Source organism: Methylobacterium sp. 77 (assembly GCF_000372825.1).
Taxonomy (GTDB): Bacteria; Pseudomonadota; Alphaproteobacteria; order Rhizobiales; family Beijerinckiaceae; genus Methylobacterium.
In genome coordinates this window covers 98,936-120,719 of sequence record NZ_KB910516.1, presented here as the reverse complement: position 1 = coordinate 120,719, position 21,784 = coordinate 98,936, and the positions used below count along the sequence as shown (strand labels likewise).

Annotated in this window: 18 protein-coding genes; 11 read left to right on the top strand and 7 right to left on the bottom strand. The window is 64.5% G+C overall.

Annotation, left to right across the window (positions count from 1 at the left end; all coding sequences use genetic code 11):
- Positions 1-121: 121 nt before the first annotated feature.
- On the bottom strand, positions 122-5,032 hold the full coding sequence (locus tag A3OK_RS0100535; RefSeq protein ID WP_019902980.1) for a malto-oligosyltrehalose synthase: 4,911 nt from the start codon (positions 5,030-5,032) through the stop codon (positions 122-124).
- Positions 5,029-6,834 (bottom strand): malto-oligosyltrehalose trehalohydrolase, encoded by a 1,806-nt coding sequence (gene treZ, locus A3OK_RS0100530; RefSeq protein ID WP_019902979.1) that lies wholly within the window; start codon positions 6,832-6,834, stop codon positions 5,029-5,031. The genes A3OK_RS0100535 and treZ overlap by 4 nt, the downstream gene beginning before the upstream one ends.
- A 316-nt stretch (positions 6,835-7,150) precedes the next feature.
- Between treZ and A3OK_RS0100525 the strand changes: the two genes are divergently transcribed.
- Positions 7,151-7,621: a YidB family protein gene (locus A3OK_RS0100525; RefSeq protein ID WP_019902978.1), complete on the top strand. Its 471-nt coding sequence runs from the start codon at positions 7,151-7,153 to the stop codon at positions 7,619-7,621.
- Positions 7,622-7,676: 55 nt separating this feature from the next.
- Here the strand turns inward: A3OK_RS0100525 and mgtE are convergent, their stop codons facing one another.
- Positions 7,677-9,047: a magnesium transporter gene (gene mgtE / locus A3OK_RS0100520; protein WP_019902977.1), complete on the bottom strand. Its 1,371-nt coding sequence runs from the start codon at positions 9,045-9,047 to the stop codon at positions 7,677-7,679.
- Between the two features lie 528 nt (positions 9,048-9,575).
- Between mgtE and pqqA (A3OK_RS22175) the strand changes: the two genes are divergently transcribed.
- Both pqqA (A3OK_RS22175) and pqqA (A3OK_RS22170) read left to right on the top strand, forming a co-directional pair.
- Entirely contained in the window at positions 9,576-9,665 is a 90-nt protein-coding gene (pqqA, locus tag A3OK_RS22175) for a pyrroloquinoline quinone precursor peptide PqqA (protein WP_019902976.1), read from the top strand.
- Positions 9,666-9,728: 63 nt separating this feature from the next.
- Complete coding sequence (pqqA, locus tag A3OK_RS22170; protein ID WP_018042171.1) at positions 9,729-9,818, top strand: pyrroloquinoline quinone precursor peptide PqqA; 90 nt, start codon at positions 9,729-9,731, stop codon at positions 9,816-9,818.
- A gap of 156 nt (positions 9,819-9,974) precedes the next feature.
- On the opposite strand, the gene A3OK_RS0100505 is transcribed toward pqqA (A3OK_RS22170), so the two are convergent.
- The 3 genes from A3OK_RS0100505 to A3OK_RS0100495 all read right to left on the bottom strand — a co-directional run bounded on the left by A3OK_RS0100505 (position 9,975) and on the right by A3OK_RS0100495 (position 12,191).
- The gene (locus A3OK_RS0100505; RefSeq protein WP_019902975.1) at positions 9,975-10,487 is read right to left on the bottom strand and encodes a winged helix DNA-binding protein; all 513 of its coding nucleotides are present in this window, start codon (positions 10,485-10,487) and stop codon (positions 9,975-9,977) included.
- A 163-nt stretch (positions 10,488-10,650) separates the two neighbouring features.
- Complete coding sequence (locus tag A3OK_RS0100500; RefSeq protein WP_019902974.1) at positions 10,651-11,118, bottom strand: DUF6163 family protein; 468 nt, start codon at positions 11,116-11,118, stop codon at positions 10,651-10,653.
- Positions 11,115-12,191, bottom strand: a complete 1,077-nt coding sequence (locus A3OK_RS0100495) for an enoyl-CoA hydratase/isomerase family protein (protein WP_019902973.1) — start codon at positions 12,189-12,191, stop codon at positions 11,115-11,117. The genes A3OK_RS0100500 and A3OK_RS0100495 overlap by 4 nt, the downstream gene beginning before the upstream one ends.
- Before the next feature lie 236 nt (positions 12,192-12,427).
- On the opposite strand from A3OK_RS0100495, the gene hemB reads away from it, so the two are divergent.
- From hemB to A3OK_RS0100470, 5 genes are all read left to right on the top strand, one after another.
- On the top strand, positions 12,428-13,483 hold the full coding sequence (gene hemB / locus A3OK_RS0100490; RefSeq protein ID WP_019902972.1) for a porphobilinogen synthase: 1,056 nt from the start codon (positions 12,428-12,430) through the stop codon (positions 13,481-13,483).
- A gap of 1 nt (position 13,484) precedes the next feature.
- Positions 13,485-13,841: a hypothetical protein gene (locus A3OK_RS0100485; RefSeq protein ID WP_019902971.1), complete on the top strand. Its 357-nt coding sequence runs from the start codon at positions 13,485-13,487 to the stop codon at positions 13,839-13,841.
- A 176-nt stretch (positions 13,842-14,017) separates the two neighbouring features.
- Positions 14,018-15,076, top strand: a complete 1,059-nt coding sequence (locus A3OK_RS24665; protein ID WP_019902970.1) for a methyl-accepting chemotaxis protein — start codon at positions 14,018-14,020, stop codon at positions 15,074-15,076.
- Positions 15,077-15,176: 100 nt separating this feature from the next.
- Positions 15,177-15,677: an RDD family protein gene (locus A3OK_RS0100475; protein ID WP_019902969.1), complete on the top strand. Its 501-nt coding sequence runs from the start codon at positions 15,177-15,179 to the stop codon at positions 15,675-15,677.
- Between the two features lie 109 nt (positions 15,678-15,786).
- On the top strand, positions 15,787-16,533 hold the full coding sequence (locus tag A3OK_RS0100470; RefSeq protein WP_019902968.1) for an arginyltransferase: 747 nt from the start codon (positions 15,787-15,789) through the stop codon (positions 16,531-16,533).
- Positions 16,534-16,561: 28 nt separating this feature from the next.
- On the opposite strand, the gene A3OK_RS0100465 is transcribed toward A3OK_RS0100470, so the two are convergent.
- Positions 16,562-18,664, bottom strand: coding sequence for a TonB-dependent siderophore receptor (locus A3OK_RS0100465; protein ID WP_245259286.1), 2,103 nt, complete (start codon positions 18,662-18,664; stop codon positions 16,562-16,564).
- A gap of 430 nt (positions 18,665-19,094) precedes the next feature.
- On the opposite strand from A3OK_RS0100465, the gene purB reads away from it, so the two are divergent.
- The 3 genes from purB (at position 19,095) to A3OK_RS0100450 (ending at position 21,779) form a co-directional block, all read left to right on the top strand.
- Complete coding sequence (purB, locus tag A3OK_RS0100460) at positions 19,095-20,402, top strand: adenylosuccinate lyase (RefSeq protein WP_019902966.1); 1,308 nt, start codon at positions 19,095-19,097, stop codon at positions 20,400-20,402.
- Positions 20,403-20,503: 101 nt separating this feature from the next.
- A complete protein-coding gene (locus tag A3OK_RS0100455) occupies positions 20,504-21,349 on the top strand; it encodes a D-amino-acid transaminase (RefSeq protein WP_019902965.1) in 846 nt (281 codons plus the stop codon).
- A gap of 91 nt (positions 21,350-21,440) precedes the next feature.
- The gene (locus A3OK_RS0100450; RefSeq protein WP_019902964.1) at positions 21,441-21,779 is read left to right on the top strand and encodes a hypothetical protein; all 339 of its coding nucleotides are present in this window, start codon (positions 21,441-21,443) and stop codon (positions 21,777-21,779) included.
- Positions 21,780-21,784 lie beyond the last annotated feature (5 nt).

Here is a 21,784-nt window from a genome sequence, read left to right as displayed (position 1 = left end):
GGAAGTCCGCCCGCGCAACAGCGGGGCGGGCAAGGGGACGGGCGATCCTCGATGAGAATGACCCTGGTTCGATGCCTGTCTCGGGTCCGCTCCGGCACGGCGGGGCGGCCGTCGCCGAAGCTCAAGCGATCCGCTTGAGGACCGCGTAGGGTAAACGAGCGAACAACCGGCCGAGATCGATCGACGTTCCGTCCGGCTGAATGTCCGCGCCCGTCATCAGATCGACCCATCGACTTTCCGCCGCCACCGATAGAACGGTGCCGCCGAACGCCTCGCCCGACCACGGCGTGTCGTCGATGAGGCCCGATACGAGCCGCGGGACGGCGACGAGGAGGTCGCCTTCCCCGCTGGTGGCATCCGAACGTGTGAATGCGATGACATGGGCGCCCAGGCGACCCTCCGCATTCACCGCGAGATGATCGGCATCGGCATAGAAACTGGGTCTCTCGGCGCGGTCGGCAAGCAGGCGAGCCAGTGTCGCCTGCTTCACCCGTCCGTCCTGCCAATGGCCGAGAAGCCCGGCGATGTCGGCGCCGTCATTCAGAGCTTCGGCACGTGCCGCGTAATCGACGGGGCGCCGATTGTCGGGATCGACGAAGGAGAAATCCCAGAATTCGGTACCCTGATAGACATCGGGGAGCCCTGGAAGGGTCGCTTTCAGGACGGTGCGGCCTAGTCCGGCGATCATGCCGAGATGCGCGAGCCGCCTTGCGATCGGCCGCATCAGCGTCATGAATTTCGAGCCCGGCGCAATCAGGCCGGCGAACAGACGCTTGACCGCCGCCTCGTATGGCTCGTCGACATTGACCCAGCTCGACCGGCGCTTACCCTCGCGCAAAGCCTTCTCCGAATAGGCATCGAGCCGCTCGCGAAACTCCTCGATCTCGGCCGGATCGTCCTCGTCCAGCAATTCGAGCGGCCATGCACCGAGGATGGCCTGCAGGAACATCCACTGGTCGTTGGCATCGGGGGCCGGGCCGTCCTCGGTGGCGGTGAGGTGGGTGCGGGCCGACTGGCCGAGGATGGTCCAGGCCTCGGCCCAGATTTCGGGGATCTCGGACAGGGCGAGGAGACGCGAGCGGGCATCCTCGCCGCGCTTCGTGTCGTGGGTCGCCGTGGTGATCATGGCGTTGGGCCAATCGCGAGCCCGCGCCGCCTGGAGGGCATGGAAATGCTCCAGATCGAGACCGTACTCGCCCGGATCGCCGCCGACCTCGTTGAGGGCGAGCAATTCGGAGAATCGGTAGAACAGCGTGTCCTCGAGGCTTTTCGCCATGACCGGGCCGGTCAATTGCTGGAACCGGCGCCGGAAGCGGAGAATCACGGCGGGATCGGGACGGCCCGGCCCGACGGTATCGATCCGGCCGAGCAGTGCCTGCGACGCGAAATCGTGGACCGACCTGTCCGGCAGGGCACTCCAGCGCTTGGCCTTGGCGACCGCCCCCTGGATGAGGCGGATATCCTCGTCCTCGACATCGCTCTCGTCGAGGTCCCCCGGCAGGTAGGAGCGATAGGTCGGGAAGCGCGCGATGATCTCGATCAATGCCCGGCGAATGGCGTTCACCGAAAAATCGCGCGTGCGCCGGTCGGCATCGGCAATCCGCTTGAGGTCGGCGGTCAGCACTTCGAGCTCGCTGGCAAAGCTGATCTCGAGGATCTCGGCCTTGGCCGCCCGGAGCTGCGCCTTGTAGGGCTCGTCCATGCCGGTCGCCCAGCGATAGAACCGGGTGATCCGGGTGTGCTTCTCCTGATCGACCAAGACGCCGTCGAGCTGGTTGAGCACGTCGTAGCCGGTCGTGCCGGCGACGGGCCACGGCCGTAGCTTCTCGCCGGGCTCGAGGATCTTCTCGACGACCACGTAGAAGCCCGGCCCCACGGCGCTTTGCAGGGCACGCGCATAGCCCTGCGGATCGGCGAGACCGTCGATATGGTCGATGCGAAGTCCGTCGATCCGCCCTTCGGAGATGAGGCGGAACACCGTCTCGTGCGAGCGATGGAAGATATCGGATTTCTCCACGCGCAGGCCGGCGAGGCCGTTCACGTCGAAGAACCGGCGGTAATTGATGTCACTCGCCGCCACGCGCCAATGGGCGAGACGGTAGGATTGCTGTTCCAGAAGCCGATGCAGCGGGCCGAAACTATCCGGCCTGCCTTCGAAACCGTTGAGCAGGGTCAAGGTCCGGTCGATCGCCTTCGCGATCGCGGGTGAGGCCACTACCGCATCGGAGAGCCTCCGCTTGAGTTCGTCCGCTTCCTCCGGGAAGGCACGGCGACGCTCCGGATTGGTTTCCTCGTTCATGAGGCGCAGCCGTTCCGACACGGCGAGCATCTCGGCCGCCGCATCGTCGCCGATCTCGCCATGGGCCGCGAGCGCCCGGTTGAGGATCGACGGATATTGGAGCGGACAGATCGGGAATTGGTGCTCGTAATGCCAGACGCTGAAGGCACCGGCCGTCACGTCGAACTTCAGGTCGAGAGTGCCATGTTCGAGGGCTTCGCCGTAGCGATCGCCGAGGAACGGAATGACGAGATTGTTGCGCGCGCCCTGACGCTGCCAATCGATGTCGAAGGCGTGCGAGAGCGGTGAGAGATCGCCCCATTCGAGGACTGAAAGCCACCACGGATTGTCGGCACCGCCGACACCCATATGGTTCGGCACGATGTCGAGCAGCAGTTTCAGCCCATGCCGATGCATGACGTCGGAGAAACGGACGAAGCCCTCCTCGCCACCGAGCTCCGGGTTGATCGTCGAATGATCGACGATGTCGTAGCCATGGGTCGAGCCGGGGCGCGCCTTCTGGATCGGCGAAGCATAGACGTGGCTGATGCCGAGTTTTGCCAGATACGGCACGATCCGCTCGGCATCCGCGAAGGTGAAGTCCTTGTGGAATTGCAGTCGGTAGGTCGCACGCGGCGGCGGCGACGACAGTCTCGCCGCTCCGGAGCGGGGTCCGCGCTCTTCGGCCGAGAGTGCTGCGGCGAGCTTCGCCAGCGGACCACCCGGCGCGGCGATGGCCTCCAGGCTCCGGTCGAGCTTGCGGCGCCAGTTCGGATAGCCTTCGGTCGAGCCCGGAACGTTGGCCTGGCTCAACTCGGAAACGACATCCTCATACTGGACGGCCGTCAGCATCGATGGCGCACGCGCGAGATAGCGGGCTGCCGCCTCGAACGGCGCCACCTCCGGTACATCGTAGCTCGGCAGCAACTGCTCGGAGGCCAAAGCCTCGGTGAGGCGGGCACGCTCGGTCACGCGCTCCCGGCGCTCGGCTTCCGCGCGCTCGGCATCGTAGAGGCCAAGTGCTTGACGGGTGTCGGTATCGACGCCGCGCCACCAGCCGACGAAGGTCGGCAGGTCGTGGGTGGTGATCGCCGTCAAAGCGTCACGAGGATAGGCGCCAGGGCTCTTAAAACGGCCGCCATGCTCGCGCTCGAAAGCGAGGATGCGATAGCTCAGGATGCCGGCCTGCATCAGTGCATCGGAGAAGCCTTCCGGCGCCGTGCCGAGATCCTCGGCGATGACGAGACATCTGGCGCGGTGGCTCTCCAGCCGGAGCACCGCCAGCATCGGCTCGAACGGCATGGCGACATAGGCCCCATCCTTCGCCGAGCCGGTGGTCGGGATGAGGAAGAGGCGCGCGAGTTGGAAAGCGTGATCGATACGGATCGCACCGGCATGGCGCATGTTCGCCTGGACGAGCGCGCGGAACGCGGCGAGTCCGTCGCGCTCCATCTCGAGCGGGTGGAAGGCGGGCAAGCCCCAATCCTGCCCCTTGGGCGCGAGGAGATCCGGCGGCGCACCGATGGAGACGCCGTTCGCGAACCGCTCGGGGTGAGACCAGACCTCGGAGCCGCCACGGTCGGCACCGACCGCCAGATCACGATAGAGGCCGAGCCTCATACCGCTCTCGAGGGCGGCGTTCGACGCATCGGACAACTGGCAGTCGGCCAAGTATTGTAGCCAGATATGGTAGGTGACGGCCTCGGCGTGGGAACGGGCGAATTCGTTCACCGGCGCCGTTCCGGCCCGGCGCATCTCCTCCGGCCAATCGCCGGACCAGTACGCGCCGAGAGCCTTGTAATAGGCTGAGAGCGCCTCGAACGTCCCGTGGGCTTCGAGAGCCGACCCACCCGCCTCGCGGAAAGCGGAAAACGCGGCGTCCTTGCCATTTCGTGCCGAGGAATCGAGCCAGAACGCCTCCAGGACCGGAGACAGCACCTCCCAGATACCCTGATGATCGACGAGGGTCGCAGCCCGCAGGGCGTCCACCTGCGACGCCTTATCCGCCAGAAGAGCGGCAGCGGCGGAGCCGGCAAATCCTGGCAGCGCGCCCGGCTCGATGAACAAGGTTTCGAGGAAGAGGCGCGACGACGGCGAATAGGGTGAAATCTTGCTGCGATCGGCCTCGAACAGCGCATGGACCGGGCTGAGACCCAGGAAGGAAGCACCACGGAGTCCAGCATCCCGTGCGGCGCGCCCGGCATCGGCATAGCTGCCGATCCCGAGATTGTCCGGTGAGCGCAAGCCGTAGAGCTGTGCGGCGAGACCCCAATCCCGCGCACCCTCGTCGGCATAGGCCGCAGGACGCCAGCAACGCTGCGGCGCCGCGATGACCCAGGATTCCGATTTCCGGTCACCGAGAGTGACGGTGAGGTGGTGATAGCCCGGCGTCAGCGGAGGCAGCTCGATATGGGGCCGATCCGCGCTCGCGATCGACGCGCGTCCCTCCCGCGTGTGGCCGCGCTCGTCGATGAGGCGCCATGATACGGCGCCTTGAGCGTCCAAGGCCTGAACAGGGATCGTGGACGCGCGACGCGCCTCGACGGGAACGAGAGCGGGGACCAGCCCGCTTCGGACGATGTCGACCTCGGCCAGACTGGCCGCGATGTCATCGTCGCTTCCTGCCTGAAAACCCAAAGCCGCAATCATCCCGCGGCGGGTCTCGAGGCTGGTCTCGACGGGCTGGCCGAAGGCGTCGGTATAGCCGGAAGCGATGCCGAGGAGGTCGGCGAGACGTTCGAGATCGCGGCTCATCGAGCGACGCCCGTCAGCACGATGCCTGTCCAAGTGGGAAGCTCGATCTCGCTCCCCGTATGTCCGTTCGACCAGATCACCTGTCCTCCATTGGCATCGACTGCGAGGGAATCCGCACCGAAATTAGCGACGAAACGCAAGGTGCCGCCCTCGTATCGCCACGTCACATCCAGCGCATCGGGAGATGGCCGGTTCACATCGGCCCCGAGGTAGCGGGTCTTCGTCAGCGGCACGACGGATTGATGCCGGATCTGCAACAGGTTGCGGGTATCGGCCAGCACGCCGCGATGGGGATGCCGTTCCCGCTCCGCCCAGTCGACCTTGGAATCGAGGAAGGTCTTTTCCCCGGTCGGATCGGGAATGACCGATGTATCGTCGGCGAAGGCGGCAAAGCTCTTGAATTCCCGGCGGCGCCCCTCGCGGACCGCCTTGTTCAGCTCCTCATCCGGGGCGAAATCGACGAAGAACAGGAATGGCGCCGAGGCCGACCATTCCTCGCCCATCCACAGCATCGGGATCTGCGGAGCGAGGAGCAGGCCGGCTCTCGCCAGCGCGAGCTTGTCCGGGTCGCAGAGCGCGCTCAGCCTCTCCCCCAAGGCCCTGTTGCCGACCTGATCGTGGTTCTGGAGGAAGGTGACGAAGGCCGAGGGCGGCAGATGGGCCGAGGGCTCTCCGCGCGGGTGGTTGTCGAGGCTCGGGAACGGCTCCCCCTGATAGGCGAAACCTTCCGACAGACAGCGGGCGAGATGCTCCACCGGCTTATCGGCGAAACTGACATAATAGCCGGCATCCTCCCCCGTCAGCAGCACGTGCCAGCAATGGTGGAGGTCGTCGGCCCATTGTGCCGTGTGCTGGATCGGCTGGGCATTGCCGTCACGCTCCAGCCACCGCGCCTGATTGGCCTCGTTCTCGAGGACGAGATGGATGTGACGGCCCGGCAAACGGGCGCGGACGGTCTCGGCAAGCTCGCCGATGAAATGCCTCTCGGAGTCGTCGAGGATGGCGTGCACGGCGTCGAAGCGGATACCGTCGAAATGGTACTCCTCCAGCCAGTACAGGGCGTTCTCGATGAAATAGTCGCGCACGACCTTGCCACTGGTCTCGCCGTCGAAATTGATGCCGGCGCCCCATGGTGTCTGGTGCCGCTCGGTGAAGAAGGTCTTGGCATAGGCGTGAAGGTAGTTCCCGGCCGGGCCGAAATGGTTGTAGACCGCATCGAGGAATACCATCAGCCCGAGCGAATGCGCCTTGTCGATCAGATGCTTGAGGTCTTCCGGGCGGCCATAGGCGGCATCCGGCGCGTAGGGCAGCACGCCGTCATAGCCCCAATTGCGCGTGCCTTTGAAATCGGCCAGCGGCAGCAATTCGATCGCGGTGACGCCAAGGTTGGAGAAGTCTTCGAGCTTGGCCTCCAGGGCGGCATAGGTGCCCTCCTCGGTGGCCGTGCCGACATGAAGCTCGTAGAGGACCGCCTCCTCCCAGGGGCGTCCCTTCCACTCGCCATCACTCCAATCGAAGGCCTTCGGGTCGATGAGTTCACTCAAGCCCGACACGTCGTCGGGCTGAAAGCGTGAGGCCGGGTCCGGTACGACGAGATCGCCGTCGATGCGGAAACCGTAGCGCGCGCCAGGGCGGATATCCGGCACCGTGGCGCGGCGCCAACCTTCACCGGCGTCAGGGATCGGATGCTCTGCCCCATCGACCACGAGAGCGACGTCCTTGGCCGTGGGAGCCCAGATGGCGAAGCGCACGCCATCCTCGGTGATGGTGGCGCCGAAATTCATGTCATGGGTGCGCCGCATCAGACCGCCATCTCGTTCATCGGGAATGCTCTCGGCGGAGTCGCCCCGGCCACAGGTGAGAAGGCTGTCCGGAATGGTCTGGTTCCCTCACCGAACAGCTTCGCTTGCGACGTAAGGCGCGGGTCGTGACGGACAACCAGTCGGCATCCAAGTTTCTTGTGCAGTGCGCCATCGATCCACGATCTGGCCTGATCCGACAGCCCTATGCATCCGGCGCCGGCCTGCGGGCGTTACCGGACCGTCGCTCCGTAATCGGTGTGACGATGGCCGAACCCCACTCATGGGTGATGACGGCGAACTTCAAGGGAGACAGCGCATGAGCCGCGGTTATCCGTCGATGACGGCATTGCTGGGCCTGCTCGCCGTGGCGGGCTACCAGAATAGAGACAAGATCGCCGAATTCCTGGGGGGCGCCACGAACAAGACCGCCGCTCCCGGAGCGCCCAATGAGCCATCAGCCAGCCAGGGCGGCCTCGGCGGAATACTCGGCCAACTCGGCAGCGCTCTCGGCGGAGCGGGTGCCGGCGGCCTCCTCGGAGGAGGATTGAACGAACTCGTCGACCGTTTCACGCAAAATGGCCACGGTGAGGCGGCGTCGTCATGGGTCAATCAAGGTCCGAATAAGGAAATCGCTCCTCAGCATCTGGAGCAAGCTATCGGCCCCGACATTCTCGCGACCCTCGCCCAACAAACGGGTCTGTCGCGCGAGGAGTTGCTCTCTCGCCTGTCACGCGACCTGCCGCAGGCGATCGATCGCTACACGCCGGATGGCCGCGTCCCGGCGTGACATCCGTCGCACGAACCTTCCTCCCGAGCGGGCATCCGCCCGGGAGGCTTACCGCTCAGAGCAGCGTCCCTTTCAGGATCAGCATCGCCACCGAGAAGTAAATGACGAGACCGGTGACGTCGACGAGGGTCGCCACGAATGGTGCCGAGGCCGTCGCCGGATCGAAGCCGAGGCGTTGAAGCACGAAGGGCAGCATCGATCCCGTCAAAGAGCCGAAGGTGACGATGCCCACCAGCGCGGCCCCCACCGTGGCCGCGACCAGCATCCAGTGCTCGCCGTAATCGTAGAGTCCCGCCTTCTGCCAGACCACGATGCGGATGATTCCGATCGTTCCGAGGATCGCCCCGAGCAGCAATCCCGTCGGCAACTCGCGAAGGGCGACCCGCCACCAATCGCGCAGGCGAACCTCGTTGAGCGCCAGCGCGCGAATGAGAAGGGAGGTCGCTTGGCTGCCGGAATTGCCGCCCGAACTCATGATGAGCGGGATGAATAGGGTCAGGACGATCGCCTTCTCCAATTCGCCCTCGAAACCCTGCATGGCGGTGGCGGTCATCATCTCGCCGAGGAACAGGGCGCAGAGCCAGCCGGCCCGCTTCCGGATCATCGTGCCGAACCCGATATCCATGTAGGGCTCGGGCAAAGCCTCCATGCCGCCGAAGCGCTGCACGTCCTGCGTCTGCTTCTCGACCATGGCATCGATCATGTCGTCGACGGTGACGATGCCGATGACGTGGCCGACCGCATCGACCACCGGCAGGGCCAGCAGGTCGTATTTCGAGATCAGCCGTGCGGCTTCTTCTCGGCTGGCGGTGGGCGAGACGGCGAGCGGCCGCCGACCCGGCGCGACGCTGAGAACGTTGTCGTCGGGATTGCCGGAGATGAGCCGCCGCAACGGCACGGCTTTCGTCAGCGCTCGGGTGCGCGGGTCGAGGACGAAGATCGAGTAGATCGTCTCGCGGGTCTTCTCCACCGTGCGGACGTGGTCGAGAGTCTGCTGGACGGTCCAGTTTCCCGGCACCGCCACGAATTCGGTGGTCATCAGCGAGCCGACGCTCTCCTCGCCATAGGCGCTAAGCCGGTCGATCGTGCCGCGCGTCTCCGCATCGAGCCGCGCCCTGAGGTCGGAGCGCCCCGGCTCCTCGATCTCGCGGAACACATCCGTCACCCGGTCCGCCGACATGCCCGATAGATAAGAGGCGACCCGGTCGCGCGGCAGCATCTCGATGATGTCGGCGGCATGGTCGAGTTCGGGCTGGTCGAGCACCTCGACCGCCCGGTCGTGGGGCAGCCCGAGCAGGATCGCGGCGGCGACCTCGGGGGCTTCCTCGTTCAGCGCCTCGACGATATCGGGCGCGCGTTCATCCGACAGCCGTGCGGCCAGCACGGAGGGATCGACTTTACTGGGGAAGGTGGCGATCTCGTTCATGGGCTCACCTCACGGGAGGGTCGCGATCGAGCCATGTTCGGCCGGATCGCGGTGAGCCGCGATAAACCCGTCAGGGCGTCAGGCGGTCAGGGCGATATCGGCCGTGCATCTTGGATCGGCGGGACTGTCGCTGGGCATGGATTGTGAATTCGGGCTCCAAGGCTTCGTCTTGCGATCTGCACATGCACATCGCCAAGGCGAAGTCGTCGGCGGCGCTCGCATGCGCTTCACGACGCGAAGCGTCAAGCCGGATTTCGCGACGCCTCGCGCCGTATTCCGACGGAGTCACGGTCCCAGTCGGCAAAGCGTTTCGGACGACCCGTCAGACCCGGACAAATGCTCTCGGATCGTCGGCTAAAGCTGAACGATCTAGCATTATATGTCTGAAACGGCAGAGATTTCTCCCACAAGAACCCCAAAACGCGGTTCGATCGCCCTTTCATATGAAAAATATAAGTCTCGTGCCCGCTTGTATTGTGCCCAATATATCGCCTATATCTTGGGTGTCGAACACGAAGGAGTTTTGCCATGAAGTGGTCTGCCCCCGTCGTTCAGGAAGTTTGCGTCGGCATGGAAGTCACGAGCTACGAGTCGGCGGAAATCGATCCCTTCAACTAAGGGATCGGCGCCCTCACGGGCCCGTGTCACCAAGCTAAATCAACCTCAACCAGGAGAAACGTCATGACGTGGTCTGCCCCCATCGTTCAGGAAGTATGCGTCGGCATGGAAGTCACCAGCTACGAGTCGGCTGAGATCGACACCTTCAACTAAGCCGGTCGCTCCTAGGAGCCTTGATTCGAGGCGGCACCCTGGAAGGGGCGCCGCCTTTTTTTCGTTCTCGACCTGCGTCGGAAAGACGTGCGAACGGCAAGGAGCCGGATGGCGCTGCCATCCGGCTCCTTGCCGTTTCTCGTCTAAGTCACAGCCTTAGAGGCGGTAGCGGATCTGATCGGTCCAGAAGCGCTCGAGGCGGCCGAGAGCGAGGTTGAGGCGGCCGAAATCGTCGTCGGAGATCCCGCCGATCGGCTGGATGGTGCGGGCGTGCTTGTCGTAGAGGCCCTGGATGATGTCGTGGATGGTGCGGCCCTTGTCGGTGAGGCTGATCCGGACCGAACGGCGGTCGGTCTTCGACCGCGCGTGGTGGAGGTAGCCGGCCTCGACGAGCTTCTTCACGTTGTAGGAGACGTTGGAGCCGAGATAATAACCCTTGGTCCGCAGCTCGCTGGCCGTCAGTTCCTTGTCGCCGATATTGTAGAGCAGCAGCGCCTGGACGCTGTTGACGTCCTCGCGGCCCCGACGCTCGAACTCGTCCTTGATCACGTCGAGCAGGCGGCGATGAAGGCGTTCCACGAGATGCAGCGCTTCCAGATAGGAACCGTGAGCGGGGTTGGTCTCGGTGGAAGTATTGGTGTCGATCACCTTGGCGGACTGGGACTTCATCGGAATGCCTCGTCAGGGTTTTGTGTCGGGCGCCGTTGTGTTCGGCACCGCTTATGAAGCCAATCTACGAGTCACGGATGAAAGACGGTTTAAGCGATAGGATGAATTTGCGATTTACCTCTGTCGGTAAATGCAAAGTGAAAGTAATTCAGTAAGGTGTTGTTTACCTGACCTCGCGAGCGGCAGCCCAAGATAAAGCAAAATAGATCACAATAATACTTCCGTGAACTGCGATGGAGGACAACGACATCGGCAGCAGATGCGGCGTCAGGATCGCCAGGGTGACGGCACTGGTGGCGGCCAACAACCAGACTACACCGCCCCAGGCGCTGGTCAGCCACAGCCCGATCGCCGCCATGAAGTCGATAACGGCAAAGAAGACGATCACGGTCTGACGGCCCAGCGGTTCGGATTCGAACGGGCGCGCGCCTGGAAAGACGTCGAGGATCGTCGCCCAGGTCGAGATGCCCTTCACGACCCAGAACAGCGCCGTGATACGCATGAACCAGACCAGCACCACGTCCCAACCGGTCTGCGGGACGCGCGGAGAGCGTTCGATGCGGTCACCGGCCATTTCACTGGCACGCCCGCGTCCGTCGCGCGTCGCGCCGACCTTGGTCAGTCCCCTCATGCCGTGATCCCTTCCGATCCATCGAAACGCGGCTCATCGCCGTCAGGCAGCGCGGTGAAGGCCTCTGCGATCCCCACCGGGTCCACGCCCACCAAGTCGGCAGGGTGCCAATCCGGCCGGTTGTCCTTGTCCACGAGCACGGCGCGGACGCCTTCGTGGAAGTCGTGCCAGCCCATGGCGCGCATCGCCAGACGATATTCCGCCAGCATCGCCTCGCCGAACTCCATGGAGATGCCACGCCGCATCTGCTCATGGGCGATAGACAGGGAATGCGGAGAGCGGGTGCGCATCAGCGCGGCGGTCTCGATGGCGAAGGAAGACCCATTCTCGTCGAGCCTGGCGAGGATCTCGGTCACGCTGGCTGCCGAAAAGCAGGCAGCGATCGTCTCCGCCTGGGCGATGACGGGACCGATCTCCGGGCGCGGAGTGGCATGGCGGTCGAGTGCCGCTTCGATGGAGCCGCCCTTCGCGAGGTCGTCGACGATGCCATCGAAATCGGCGGCCTCGGAGTGATGCGTGGCAAGCCCGAGGGCGAGGGCATCGCCCGCACCGACCCTGGCACCGGTGAGGGCCAGGTAGGTTCCGGAGCGGTTGGCGAGGCGCGGCAGCGAATAGGTCATGCCGACATCGGGAAAGAAGCCGATCCCGACCTCGGGCATCGCCAAGGCATATCGCTCCGAGGAGACGCGGTGGCTGCCGTGCAGGGAGAGCCCGACCCCGCCGCCCATGACGATCCCCTCGATCAGGGAAACGTAAGGCTTGGTGTAGCGCTTCACATACGCGTTGAGATGGTACTCCGCGAGCCAGAACTTCTTCACGTCCTCCTGGCGTCCCAAGCGGGCGAGATCGTAGATCTGGCGGATGTCGCCGCCCGCGCAGAAGGCCCGGCCGCCGCGGCCACGGACAATGACGCGGGTCACGGTCCGGTCGCTCTCCCATTCCGCCAAGGCGCCGTACATCGCCGTCGACATGGCGAATGTCAGCGCGTTGAGGGATCGAGGCCGGTTCAGGGTGATGAGCCCGGCCTCACCGCGCCGCTCGAAAAGGATCTCCGGCTCGTCCGCGCCCGTCATCCATTGTCTCCGATAAGCCTCCCATCGGAAGGCTGCCTGGCCCTGGCAGAGCGGAGGGGTTCCACCGGCTACGCGTCGAGCCGGCGTGAGAAAAAATCGCGCCCAGGGCGTCGCTTAGACGAAGTCCGGGATGCCGCGTCAATCGGACAGCGGCGATCGGCCCGGGTTTCGAAGAGTTTTGGGGATGTGATACGCCGACCTCGACGCGCCCGTGACGAGCATCCGAGACCGATCCCATGACCGAAGCGACCCCGACCCCGCGTCCCCTCGCCATCGAGACGGCCAAGGCGAGTTCCTGCGCGTCGCTCAGCATCACGCAACGCCCCCGTCGCAACCGCAAGGCGGAATGGTCGCGCCGTCTCGTACGCGAGAACACCCTGACAGTGGACGACCTGATCTGGCCGCTCTTCGTCGTTGAGGGGACCGGCCGGCGCGAGCCCATCGCCTCGATGCCGGGGGTCGAGCGCCTCAGCGTGGACGAGATCGTCCGCGATGCCGAGCGCGCGGCCCGGCTCGGAATTCCCGCCATCTCGTTCTTTCCCTATACCGATGCGGCCTTGCGTGACCCGACCGGCTCGGAATCGCTCAACCCGAACAACCTCGTCTGCCGCGCCGTGCGGGCGGTGAAGAAGGCGGTGCCCGAGATCGGCGTGATGACCGACGTCGCCCTCGACCCCTATACCAGCCACGGCCATGACGGCCTGCTCGAGGACGGCGCGATCCTCAACGACGAGACCGTGGCGCTCCTCGTGGAGCAGAGCCTGATCCAGGCCGAGGCGGGCACGGATATCATCGCGCCCTCCGACATGATGGACGGCCGCGTCGGCGCGATCCGCACCGGCCTCGACAAGGCGGGCTTCCGCGACGTTCAGATCATGGCCTACGCAGCCAAGTATGCCAGCGCGTTCTACGGCCCGTTCCGCGATGCCATCGGCACGTCGGCCGCCCTGGTCGGCGACAAGCGGACCTATCAGATGGACCCGGGCAATTCGGCGGAAGCGTTGCGCGAGGTCGCCCTCGACATCGAGGAGGGTGCGGATTCGGTCATGGTGAAGCCGGGCCTGCCCTATCTCGACATCATCCGCCGGGTGAAGGACGAATTCGGCGTGCCGACCTTCGCCTATCAGGTCTCGGGGGAGTACGCGATGATCGAGGCCGCCGCCCTCAACGGCTGGCTCGACGGTGACCGCGCCATGACCGAGAGCCTCCTCGCGTTCAAGCGTGCCGGCGCCGATGGCATTCTGACCTATTACGCCCTCCGCGTCGCCAAGCGGCTGCGCGACGGCATCTGAGATGCGCCTGCGGGCCGTCGCGGCCCTTTGCACGATCCTGTTTCTGGCAGGCTGCGACAGCTCCATCGATCGGCAGCGGATCACGACCTGTCGGCGGACGCTCCCGGCGCTGGTCGCCTCCGATCTCAACCCGCGTCTGCTGCATGTCGGCCGTGGGTCGGCGCCCGAAAGCGTGCGCGTCGATTACGCCTTGGGCAACCGTCAGCACCGCATCGACTGCCTGTTCGAGAGCGGTGCAGGGCTGTCGGCCATCCGCCTTGATCACAAAGCGATCACAGGCGGCGCGCTTTTCATGCTGAAACGATACTATCTCGATACGCCGGACGCCGAGGCCAGCGATCCCGCATCACCACGCTAGGCATCGCCATAGACGTGGCATCGTTATTGCGACGATTTTCTCGGTCTGAACAACGAGAATATCTCCGATCGAACTCGGTCAAATCGTTTCGACGCCGCTGACTACCAAGCTTCCACTCTATCTTAAGACTAAAAATACCAGGCTCGAAACGTGGCCTACGCATCTCGAGAGTTGCCATGTCACCGAAATGCACCGAAGCCGCGCAGCCGGCCGACAATCTGTCGATGCTCGTCGAGACATCGACGCGACAGCTGAAATCTCTCACCGATCACAGCATAGGATCGATCAAGTCGATCACGCGACGCATGAACCTGCTCGCCATGAACGCGCTCATCGAAGCGGCCCATGCCGGCGAACGCGGCGCCGGTTTCTCGGTCGTCGCCAACGAGGTCCGCAGCGTGGCCGGCGAGATCGAAGGGCTCGTCTCGAGCCTCGGCAATGCCTTGGGTGACGGTGTCGATACACTGACGAAGGCCGTGGAGCACCTCACGAGCGAAGGGCGGGCAGCCCGTTGCATCGATCTCGCCCTCAATGCCGTCGAAATCATCGATCGGAACCTCTACGAGCGCACCTGCGATGTGAGGTGGTGGGCAACCGACGCCGCAGTGGTCGAATGCGCCCTTGACCCTACGGACGCCGCCACGGCCCACGCCTCGCAGAGGCTCGGGGTCATCCTGTCCGCCTACACGGTCTATCTCGATCTCTGGCTATGCAGCCTCGACGGCAAGGTGATTGCCAACGGCCGGCCCGACCGGTTCGATATCCTTGGTCATGACGTGAGCCGCGAACCCTGGTTCGCCCAGGCCAAGCCGCTCGCATCGGGCGACGATTTCGCCGTCGCCAACGTGGCGCGGCTCGCCGCGTTGAACGGATCTCAGAGCGCGACTTACGTCGCCTCCGTGCGAGAGGGCGGCGAGACCAATGGCCAACCGATCGGCTTTCTCGCGATCCATTTCGACTGGGAGCCGCAGGCACGCACCATCGTCGAGGGCGTCCGCCTCGCGCCTGCGGAACGGGACCATAGCCGCGTCATGCTGCTCGATGCGGAGAACCGCGTCATCGCCTGTTCGAAGGGCAAGGGCATCCTCTCCGAGCGCTATCCCCTCCGTGCCGGCGGGCAGGTTCAGGGAAGCTACATCGACACGGCGGGCCGTCTCGTCGCCTTCCACGAGACGCCGGGCTACGAGACCTATCGTGGTCTCGGCTGGCGTGGCGTGATCGAGCAATCCGCCTGAACGGTAAACTGGGGAACGGGGCCGGCCTTGAGCGGAGGCGTGCCCCCTCCCATGTCTTCTCTCAAAGGGGAATCGTCTCCGCTCGAAAAGGCTACCGGCCATGCTCAACACGCCTCTTGGCTACGAACCCGCCGGTTATGCCGAGCGCTATGGGACGGGCTTACCTCCCAACCTTCCGATACCTTTCGTGCGGGCGAGCCTCGGCGCGCGCTTCGTCGCCTATCTCCTCGACATCCTGTTCATCCTCGGTTTCACCGCGCTCCTCACCCTCGCGATCACGGTGGTCGGGGTCCTGACGTTCGGACTCGGCTGGACGCTGTTCGCGATCCTGCCGGCGAGCGGCATCCTCTATAGCGCGGTGACGGTGGGCGGCGCGTCCCAGAGCACGTGGGGGATGAGGATGATGGGCTTGCGCGTCGTGACACCGGCGAGCGGCCTGCGGGTGGATTTCATCACCGCCGCCATCCACGCCCTGCTCTTCTACGTCGCCATCTCGACGTTCCTGCTCTGGTTCGTCGATATCCTGTTCGGACTGGTGAGGCCGGACCGCCGACTCGGGCACGATGTCCTCGTCGGTCTCGCGGTTGTCCGCGCAGGGTGAGATTTTCTTTCCGCCGCGCCGCCTCGGATATTGAGCCGGGAGCAGTTGCGGATACACTCAAGAATGCGAGGCGCGTGGCGCGCCCCGCATCCCGCGAGCTACTGACAGCGTGACAAGCCATCCCCGCGACACCCCGCAATTCTACCTGACGGCGCCTTCGCCCTGCCCCTACCTGCCGGGTCAGGAGGAGCGGAAGGTGTTCACGCATCTCGTGGGACGCCGCGCCCGCGACCTCAACGAAATCCTGACCCAGGGCGGTTTCCGCCGCTCACAGACCATCGCCTATCGCCCGGCCTGCGAGACGTGCCGGGCCTGTATCTCGGTGCGGGTCGTGGTGGCGGATTTCGTCGCCTCGGCGAGCCAGCGCCGCATCCTTCAGCGCAACGCGGACCTCATCGGCAATCCCGAGCCCAATCGCCCGGCCTCCGAACAATACGCCCTCTTCCGCCGCTATCTCGACGCGCGCCACGGTGACGGCGGCATGGTCGACATGACCGTGCTCGACTACGCCATGATGATCGAGGACAGCCACGTCGACACGCATCTCGTGGCCTACCGCAGGCGCGGCCCGGATACGGCGATCAACGGACGGGGTATCGGCCCGACGGTCGCCCTCTGCCTCACGGACGTCCTCTCCGACGGGCTGTCGATGGTCTATTCTTTCTACGATCCGACGGAGGCCCAGCGCTCGCTCGGGACCTACATGATCCTCGACCATATCCGCCGGGCCGTCTCGCTCGGCCTGCCGTATCTCTATCTCGGATACTGGGTCGATGGCTCGCGAAAGATGGACTACAAGGCCCGTTTCCGCCCTCAGGAACGGTTGATGGGGGCCGGCTGGCAGCGGGTGGAATAGCAGGCCGCCGCCAGCCGTGATCCCGCATTCAGAACCGCGCGATGATCTGCGCACGGATCAGCCGTGGCGCACCGGGGCTGATGTTGTTGTTGCCGTCCGCGGTGGCGATGTATTTCCGGTCGAAGACGTTCTCGACATTCACCTGGGCGCGGATCGTATCGGTGATCCGGTAGAAGAGCCCCAGGTCGAAGCGGGTATAGCTCGGCAACCGCACGGCATCGTCGGATGCGGCAAAGGTGTGGGTCTGGTTGATGAAGCCGACGCCGAAGGAGAATTCCGGCGTCACCTCGAACTTGTTCCACAAGGTGAAAGCGTTGAACGGCACGAGCCCGACGCGGTTACCCGGCTGGATGACCGTTGCGCCCATGCTGAAACCGTTCGTGATCCGGGCGTCGGTGAAAGCGTAGCCGCCGGCGATCTGCCACCAATCCGTGACGTAGCCGTTGGCGCCGATCTCGGCACCTTGCGTCTTCGTCTGGCCGGAGGCGAGGAAGAAGCCGGCATTGTTCGGGTCGGGAAGCCGCTGGTTGAAGCGGTCGAGATTGTACAGGGCACCCGTGAGCTGAAGCACGGGAGAGACGTCGACCTTCACGCCGATCTCGGCATTCTCGAACCGTTCCGGCTCCGAGATCGCGAGCCCCGGAGACAAGGTGCTGAACTGGTCGCCCGCCGAAGGCAGGTAGGAGATGCTGTAGCTGCCGTAGAACGCGACGTTCTCGAGCGGCTTGATCACGATGCCGGCGCGCGGTGAGATCAGGTCGTCGATGCGGCCGACGGTGACCTGGTTGCGCCGGTCGGTGGCCGAGAAATCGAAATGGTCGTAGCGCAATCCGCCGATGAGCTGCAGGTGCGGGCCGATCTCGATCTGGTCCTGGGCATAGAGGGCGGCGAGCCCGAGATCGTAGCGGCTGTTGCTGCCGCTCGCGATATTGCGGAACGTGACAGGCACCCGGCTGACCGGGGCGAGCGCATTCACCACGAGGTTCTGCGTTCCGTTGGAATCGAAGAAACCATCCTTTCGAAACGCCAAGCCTTCCTGATAGCCGATCTCGAACCCGGCAAGTAGCGTATGCAACAGCGGGCCGGTGGCGAACTTATAGGTGAAGTCGTTCTGGCTGAAATAATTCGTCCGGTTCGACTCGTTGTTATAAGCCGACAACGTTGCCGTATCTCCGGTCGGCCCCGAGACGACGGGCGAGCGGATGTTCGGGTAAACGTTCTGGTAGAACTTCTGATAATCTGCGAACCGCAACTGGCTGTGCATCTGCACGCCGGTCTCGAAGCGATGATCGAGCGTCGCGGTGGCGATATTGGCGTCCACCCTCGCGTAGCTGAGATCGGGATTTCCGAAATAGGTGGCCGTGTTCTGGCGATATCGGTAGGGCCGCCCGTATTGTGAGGGGATGCCACGATCGGTGGTGCGGTCGTCGTGGAAATACTCGTAGGACAGCTTGAGCGTCGTATCCGGGCCGAGCAGGAAGGTCATCGTCGGGTTGACGCCATAGCGGCGCAGATCGACGTAATCTCGAAATGTCCCGCTCTCCTCGACGACACCGTTGAGCCGGAAATACGCGCTGTCGCTGACCCGGTCGCCGACATCGACGGACAGTCGCTTGTTATTGTACTCGCCGCCCTGAAGCACGACTTCGCGAAGCGGGACGCCGTCCGCATCCTTGAGCACGCGGTTGATGATTCCGCCGCCGCCGCCGCGGCCGAAGATCATCGCGTTCGGCCCTTTCAGGACCTCGATGCGCTGGACGTTGTAGAGATCGCGGTAATATTGGACATCGTCTCGAATGCCGTTGACGAAGAAATCGGCATTCGAACGCTGACCGCGGATGACGACGTCATCGCGATTGCCCTCGCCCTGGTGCGGAATGACGCCCGGCACGTAACGGATCGCCTCCGAGACGCTCTGAATTCCCTGGTCGAGGATCTGTTGCCGGGTCACGACGCTGACCGATTGGGGCGTATCGATGAGTGGCGTATCCGTTTTCGTGGCACTTCGCGTGCGCGTCGTCAGATAACCGATCGTGGCGCCCTGCAAGCCGTCCACACTCAGCTGATCGAGAGTCACGGCAACAGGCGTGGCAGGGTTCTCGGTGGAGTTCTGCGCACTCGCTGCGCTCATACCGGCCAACAATGTCGTCGTGAACGCAAGCGTGATCGGGTGCCTGTTTGCAGGGCGGGACATCAACAAGCCTCGTCTTTGATTAGGTATTATTTTGCATCATTCGGCAGCAATCGGCTTTTCACCGCATTGATTTTTGGGCTGTACTCAGACGGATTTGATTATGAAATACCTTCGACTGACTTATTCGGCGGATAAATTTCATAGTGATTCTAATATTCGTTCCAGAAAGAACGCCAAACGCCGACGCGACCATCGAAAATTTGTGGGCGCCCTGTCCGGCAATGTTTCTGAATTGTGACGCGCGCCGCGCTTGCGATGCATAATTGCCACAGCCCTTGGAGCGCTCCGCGACCCTCCGCGTTGAGCGCACGCCTCGCTCATGCTAGGCGCCAGCTTCATCCCCAGACGCATTGACCCGAGGCGCCGCATGATCTCCCGTTACAGCCGCCCCGAGATGACGGCGATCTGGTCGCCCGAAAGCCGCTTCCGGATCTGGTTCGAGATCGAGGCGCATGCCACCACGGCGCTCGCCGAGATCGGCGTGGTGCCCAAGGAAGCCGCCGATACGATCTGGGAGAAGGGCCGCGACGCGGTGTTCGACGTCGCGCGGATCGACGCCATCGAAGCCGTGACCAAGCACGACGTCATCGCCTTCCTGACGCATCTCGCCGAGATCGTCGGTCCCGATGCGCGCTTCGTGCACCAGGGCATGACCTCGTCGGACGTGCTCGACACCTGCTTCAACGTCCAGCTCGTCCGCGCCGCCGATATCCTGATCAAGGACGTCGATGCGCTGCTTGCGGCAATCAAGCGCCGGGCCTTCGAGCACAAGCTGACACCGACCATCGGCCGCTCGCACGGCATCCATGCCGAGCCGGTCACCTTCGGTCTCAAGCTCGCCCAGGCCTATGCGGAGTTCGAGCGCGCGCGGGCCCGTCTCGTCGCCGCCCGTGAGGAAGTCGCCACCTGCGCGATCTCGGGCGCCGTCGGCACCTTCGCCAATATCGACCCGCGCGTTGAGGAATACGTCGCCAAGGCGATGGGTCTGACCCCCGAGCCGGTCTCGACCCAGGTCATCCCGCGCGACCGCCACGCCATGTTCTTCGCCGTGCTCGGCGTCGTCGCAAGCTCGGTGGAGCGGCTCTCCATCGAGGTGCGCCACCTTCAGCGGACCGAAGTCCTCGAGGCGGAAGAGTTCTTCTCGGAGGGCCAGAAGGGCTCGTCCGCCATGCCGCACAAGCGCAACCCCGTGCTGACCGAGAACCTGACCGGCCTCGCCCGCATGGTGCGCAGCTTCGCCCTGCCCGCCATGGAGAACGTGGCGCTCTGGCACGAGCGCGACATCTCGCATTCCTCTGTCGAGCGCATGATCGGACCCGACGCGACGGTGACCCTCGACTTCGCCCTGGCGCGGCTCACCGGCGTGATCGACAAGCTGCTGATCTATCCCGAGCAGATGCAGCGCAACCTCGACAAGCTCGGCGGCCTCGTCCACTCGCAGCGTGTGCTGCTGGCCCTGACCCAGGCCGGCGTCTCGCGTGAGGATGCCTATCGGCTGGTTCAGCGCAACGCCATGCCGGTCTGGCGCGGGGAAGGTGATTTCCTCACGCTGCTGAAGGCCGACGCGGACGTCACCGCATCGCTAAGCCCGGAGCAGATCGAGGATTGCTTCGATCTCGGCTACCACTTCAAGCACGTGGATACGATTTTCACGCGCGTCTTCGGAACGGCCTGACCGAAGGCTCACCCCGGCGTCGTGACGCGCGGAGCACAATTCGTGCTTTGGCGGACGCATCACGCCGAAACACCCGAACCGTCCGGCCAGGAGCAAGGTCCATGTCCCGCATCGTCTACGTCAATGGCGAGTTCGTGCCCTTCGAGGCGGCGACCGTGTCGATCATGGACCGGGGCTTCCTGTTCGCGGACGGAATCTACGAGGTCTCCGCAGTGCTCGCCGGGCGCCTCGTCGACAACGCGGCGCATCTCGCGCGGCTCGACCGGTCGCTCGGCGAGATCGGCATCCGTAACCCCTACTCCACGGAAGAATGGGTGCGGCTCGAGACCGAACTCGTCCACCGCAATGCCCTCGCCGAGGGGCTCGTGTACATGCAGGTGACGCGGGGCACCTACGAGCGGGATTTCGCCTTCCCGCCGGCCGAGACACCGCCGACCGTGGTAATATTCACGCAGGCCAAGTCTGTCGCGAAGAACCCCGTCGCCGAGCGCGGCGCCAAGGTGATCACCGTTCCCGACATCCGCTGGAAGCGGCGCGACATCAAGTCGGTGGCGCTCCTCGCCCAGGTGCTCGCGAAGCAGGAAGCGGCCAAGGCCGGCGTGTCGGAAGCCTGGATGGTCGAGGACGGTTTCGTCACCGAGGGCTCGTCGTCGACCGCCTTCATCATCACCGGCGGAAAGGTCGTCACTCGCCCGCTCTCCACCGCCCTGCTGCCCGGCATCACCCGCCTCGCCGTCATGCGGCTCGCGGAGGAGACCGGGCTGGCGATCGAGGAGCGGTTGTTCTCCGTGGAAGAAGCAGTCACGGCCGAGGAGGCCTTCTTCACCAGCGCCTCGGCCTTCGTGATGCCGGTTGTCGAGATCGACGGGCGCAAACTCGGCGACGGCGTTCCGGGACCGCAGACGAAACGATTGCGCGCGCTGTATCTGGAGATGGCCGGAGCATAGCGCCGAGGCGATCTCCTCAGTCGGACGAAGTGACGATAGGAACTGCATCGTCTTCGGATCGGTTTGTCCTCCAACTTCCTGGGGGACATCGATGTCGAAATCGCTTCGTCACGCCGCATTGCTCGCTTTCGCCCTGACGGCATCCGCTGCCTATGCCCAATCGCCCGACGCGCCGCTGAAGGGCCGCGATACATCACCGAACATCCCGCCCTCGACGGAGACGGTGCCGGAGAAGGTGCGCCCCTCCGAGGATGGGGCCGGCGGTTCGACGCTCAGCGACAAGCTCGAAAAGAACGACGGTGTGATCAAGCCGCCCGGCAATTCCGCGCCGGGCATGGTCGTCAAGCCGCCCGAGACCGAGAATAGCGGAATGCCGGTGATCAAGCCCGGCCAATTGCCCGGCCGCGAACCGGGTACGGAGGCGCGCTAGCACCG

What these genes read in the sequence shown, in the direction of transcription:
- hemB (WP_019902972.1), top strand. Translation starts at nt 12,428, where the DNA reads ATGACCGAAGCGACCCCGACCCCGCGTCCCCTCGCCATCGAGACGGCC.
- A3OK_RS0100455 (WP_019902965.1), top strand. Translation starts at nt 20,504, where the DNA reads ATGTCCCGCATCGTCTACGTCAATGGCGAGTTCGTGCCCTTCGAGGCG.
- A3OK_RS24665 (WP_019902970.1), top strand. Translation starts at nt 14,018, where the DNA reads ATGTCACCGAAATGCACCGAAGCCGCGCAGCCGGCCGACAATCTGTCG.
- pqqA (WP_018042171.1), top strand. Translation starts at nt 9,729, where the DNA reads ATGACGTGGTCTGCCCCCATCGTTCAGGAAGTATGCGTCGGCATGGAA.
- mgtE (WP_019902977.1), bottom strand. Translation starts at nt 9,047, where the DNA reads ATGAACGAGATCGCCACCTTCCCCAGTAAAGTCGATCCCTCCGTGCTG.
- A3OK_RS0100475 (WP_019902969.1), top strand. Translation starts at nt 15,177, where the DNA reads ATGCTCAACACGCCTCTTGGCTACGAACCCGCCGGTTATGCCGAGCGC.
- purB (WP_019902966.1), top strand. Translation starts at nt 19,095, where the DNA reads ATGATCTCCCGTTACAGCCGCCCCGAGATGACGGCGATCTGGTCGCCC.
- A3OK_RS0100465 (WP_245259286.1), bottom strand. Translation starts at nt 18,664, where the DNA reads ATGAGCGCAGCGAGTGCGCAGAACTCCACCGAGAACCCTGCCACGCCT.
- A3OK_RS0100450 (WP_019902964.1), top strand. Translation starts at nt 21,441, where the DNA reads ATGTCGAAATCGCTTCGTCACGCCGCATTGCTCGCTTTCGCCCTGACG.
- A3OK_RS0100535 (WP_019902980.1), bottom strand. Translation starts at nt 5,032, where the DNA reads ATGAGCCGCGATCTCGAACGTCTCGCCGACCTCCTCGGCATCGCTTCC.
- A3OK_RS0100500 (WP_019902974.1), bottom strand. Translation starts at nt 11,118, where the DNA reads ATGAGGGGACTGACCAAGGTCGGCGCGACGCGCGACGGACGCGGGCGT.
- A3OK_RS0100485 (WP_019902971.1), top strand. Translation starts at nt 13,485, where the DNA reads ATGCGCCTGCGGGCCGTCGCGGCCCTTTGCACGATCCTGTTTCTGGCA.
- A3OK_RS0100525 (WP_019902978.1), top strand. Translation starts at nt 7,151, where the DNA reads ATGAGCCGCGGTTATCCGTCGATGACGGCATTGCTGGGCCTGCTCGCC.
- A3OK_RS0100495 (WP_019902973.1), bottom strand. Translation starts at nt 12,191, where the DNA reads ATGACGGGCGCGGACGAGCCGGAGATCCTTTTCGAGCGGCGCGGTGAG.
- pqqA (WP_019902976.1), top strand. Translation starts at nt 9,576, where the DNA reads ATGAAGTGGTCTGCCCCCGTCGTTCAGGAAGTTTGCGTCGGCATGGAA.
- A3OK_RS0100505 (WP_019902975.1), bottom strand. Translation starts at nt 10,487, where the DNA reads ATGAAGTCCCAGTCCGCCAAGGTGATCGACACCAATACTTCCACCGAG.
- treZ (WP_019902979.1), bottom strand. Translation starts at nt 6,834, where the DNA reads ATGCGGCGCACCCATGACATGAATTTCGGCGCCACCATCACCGAGGAT.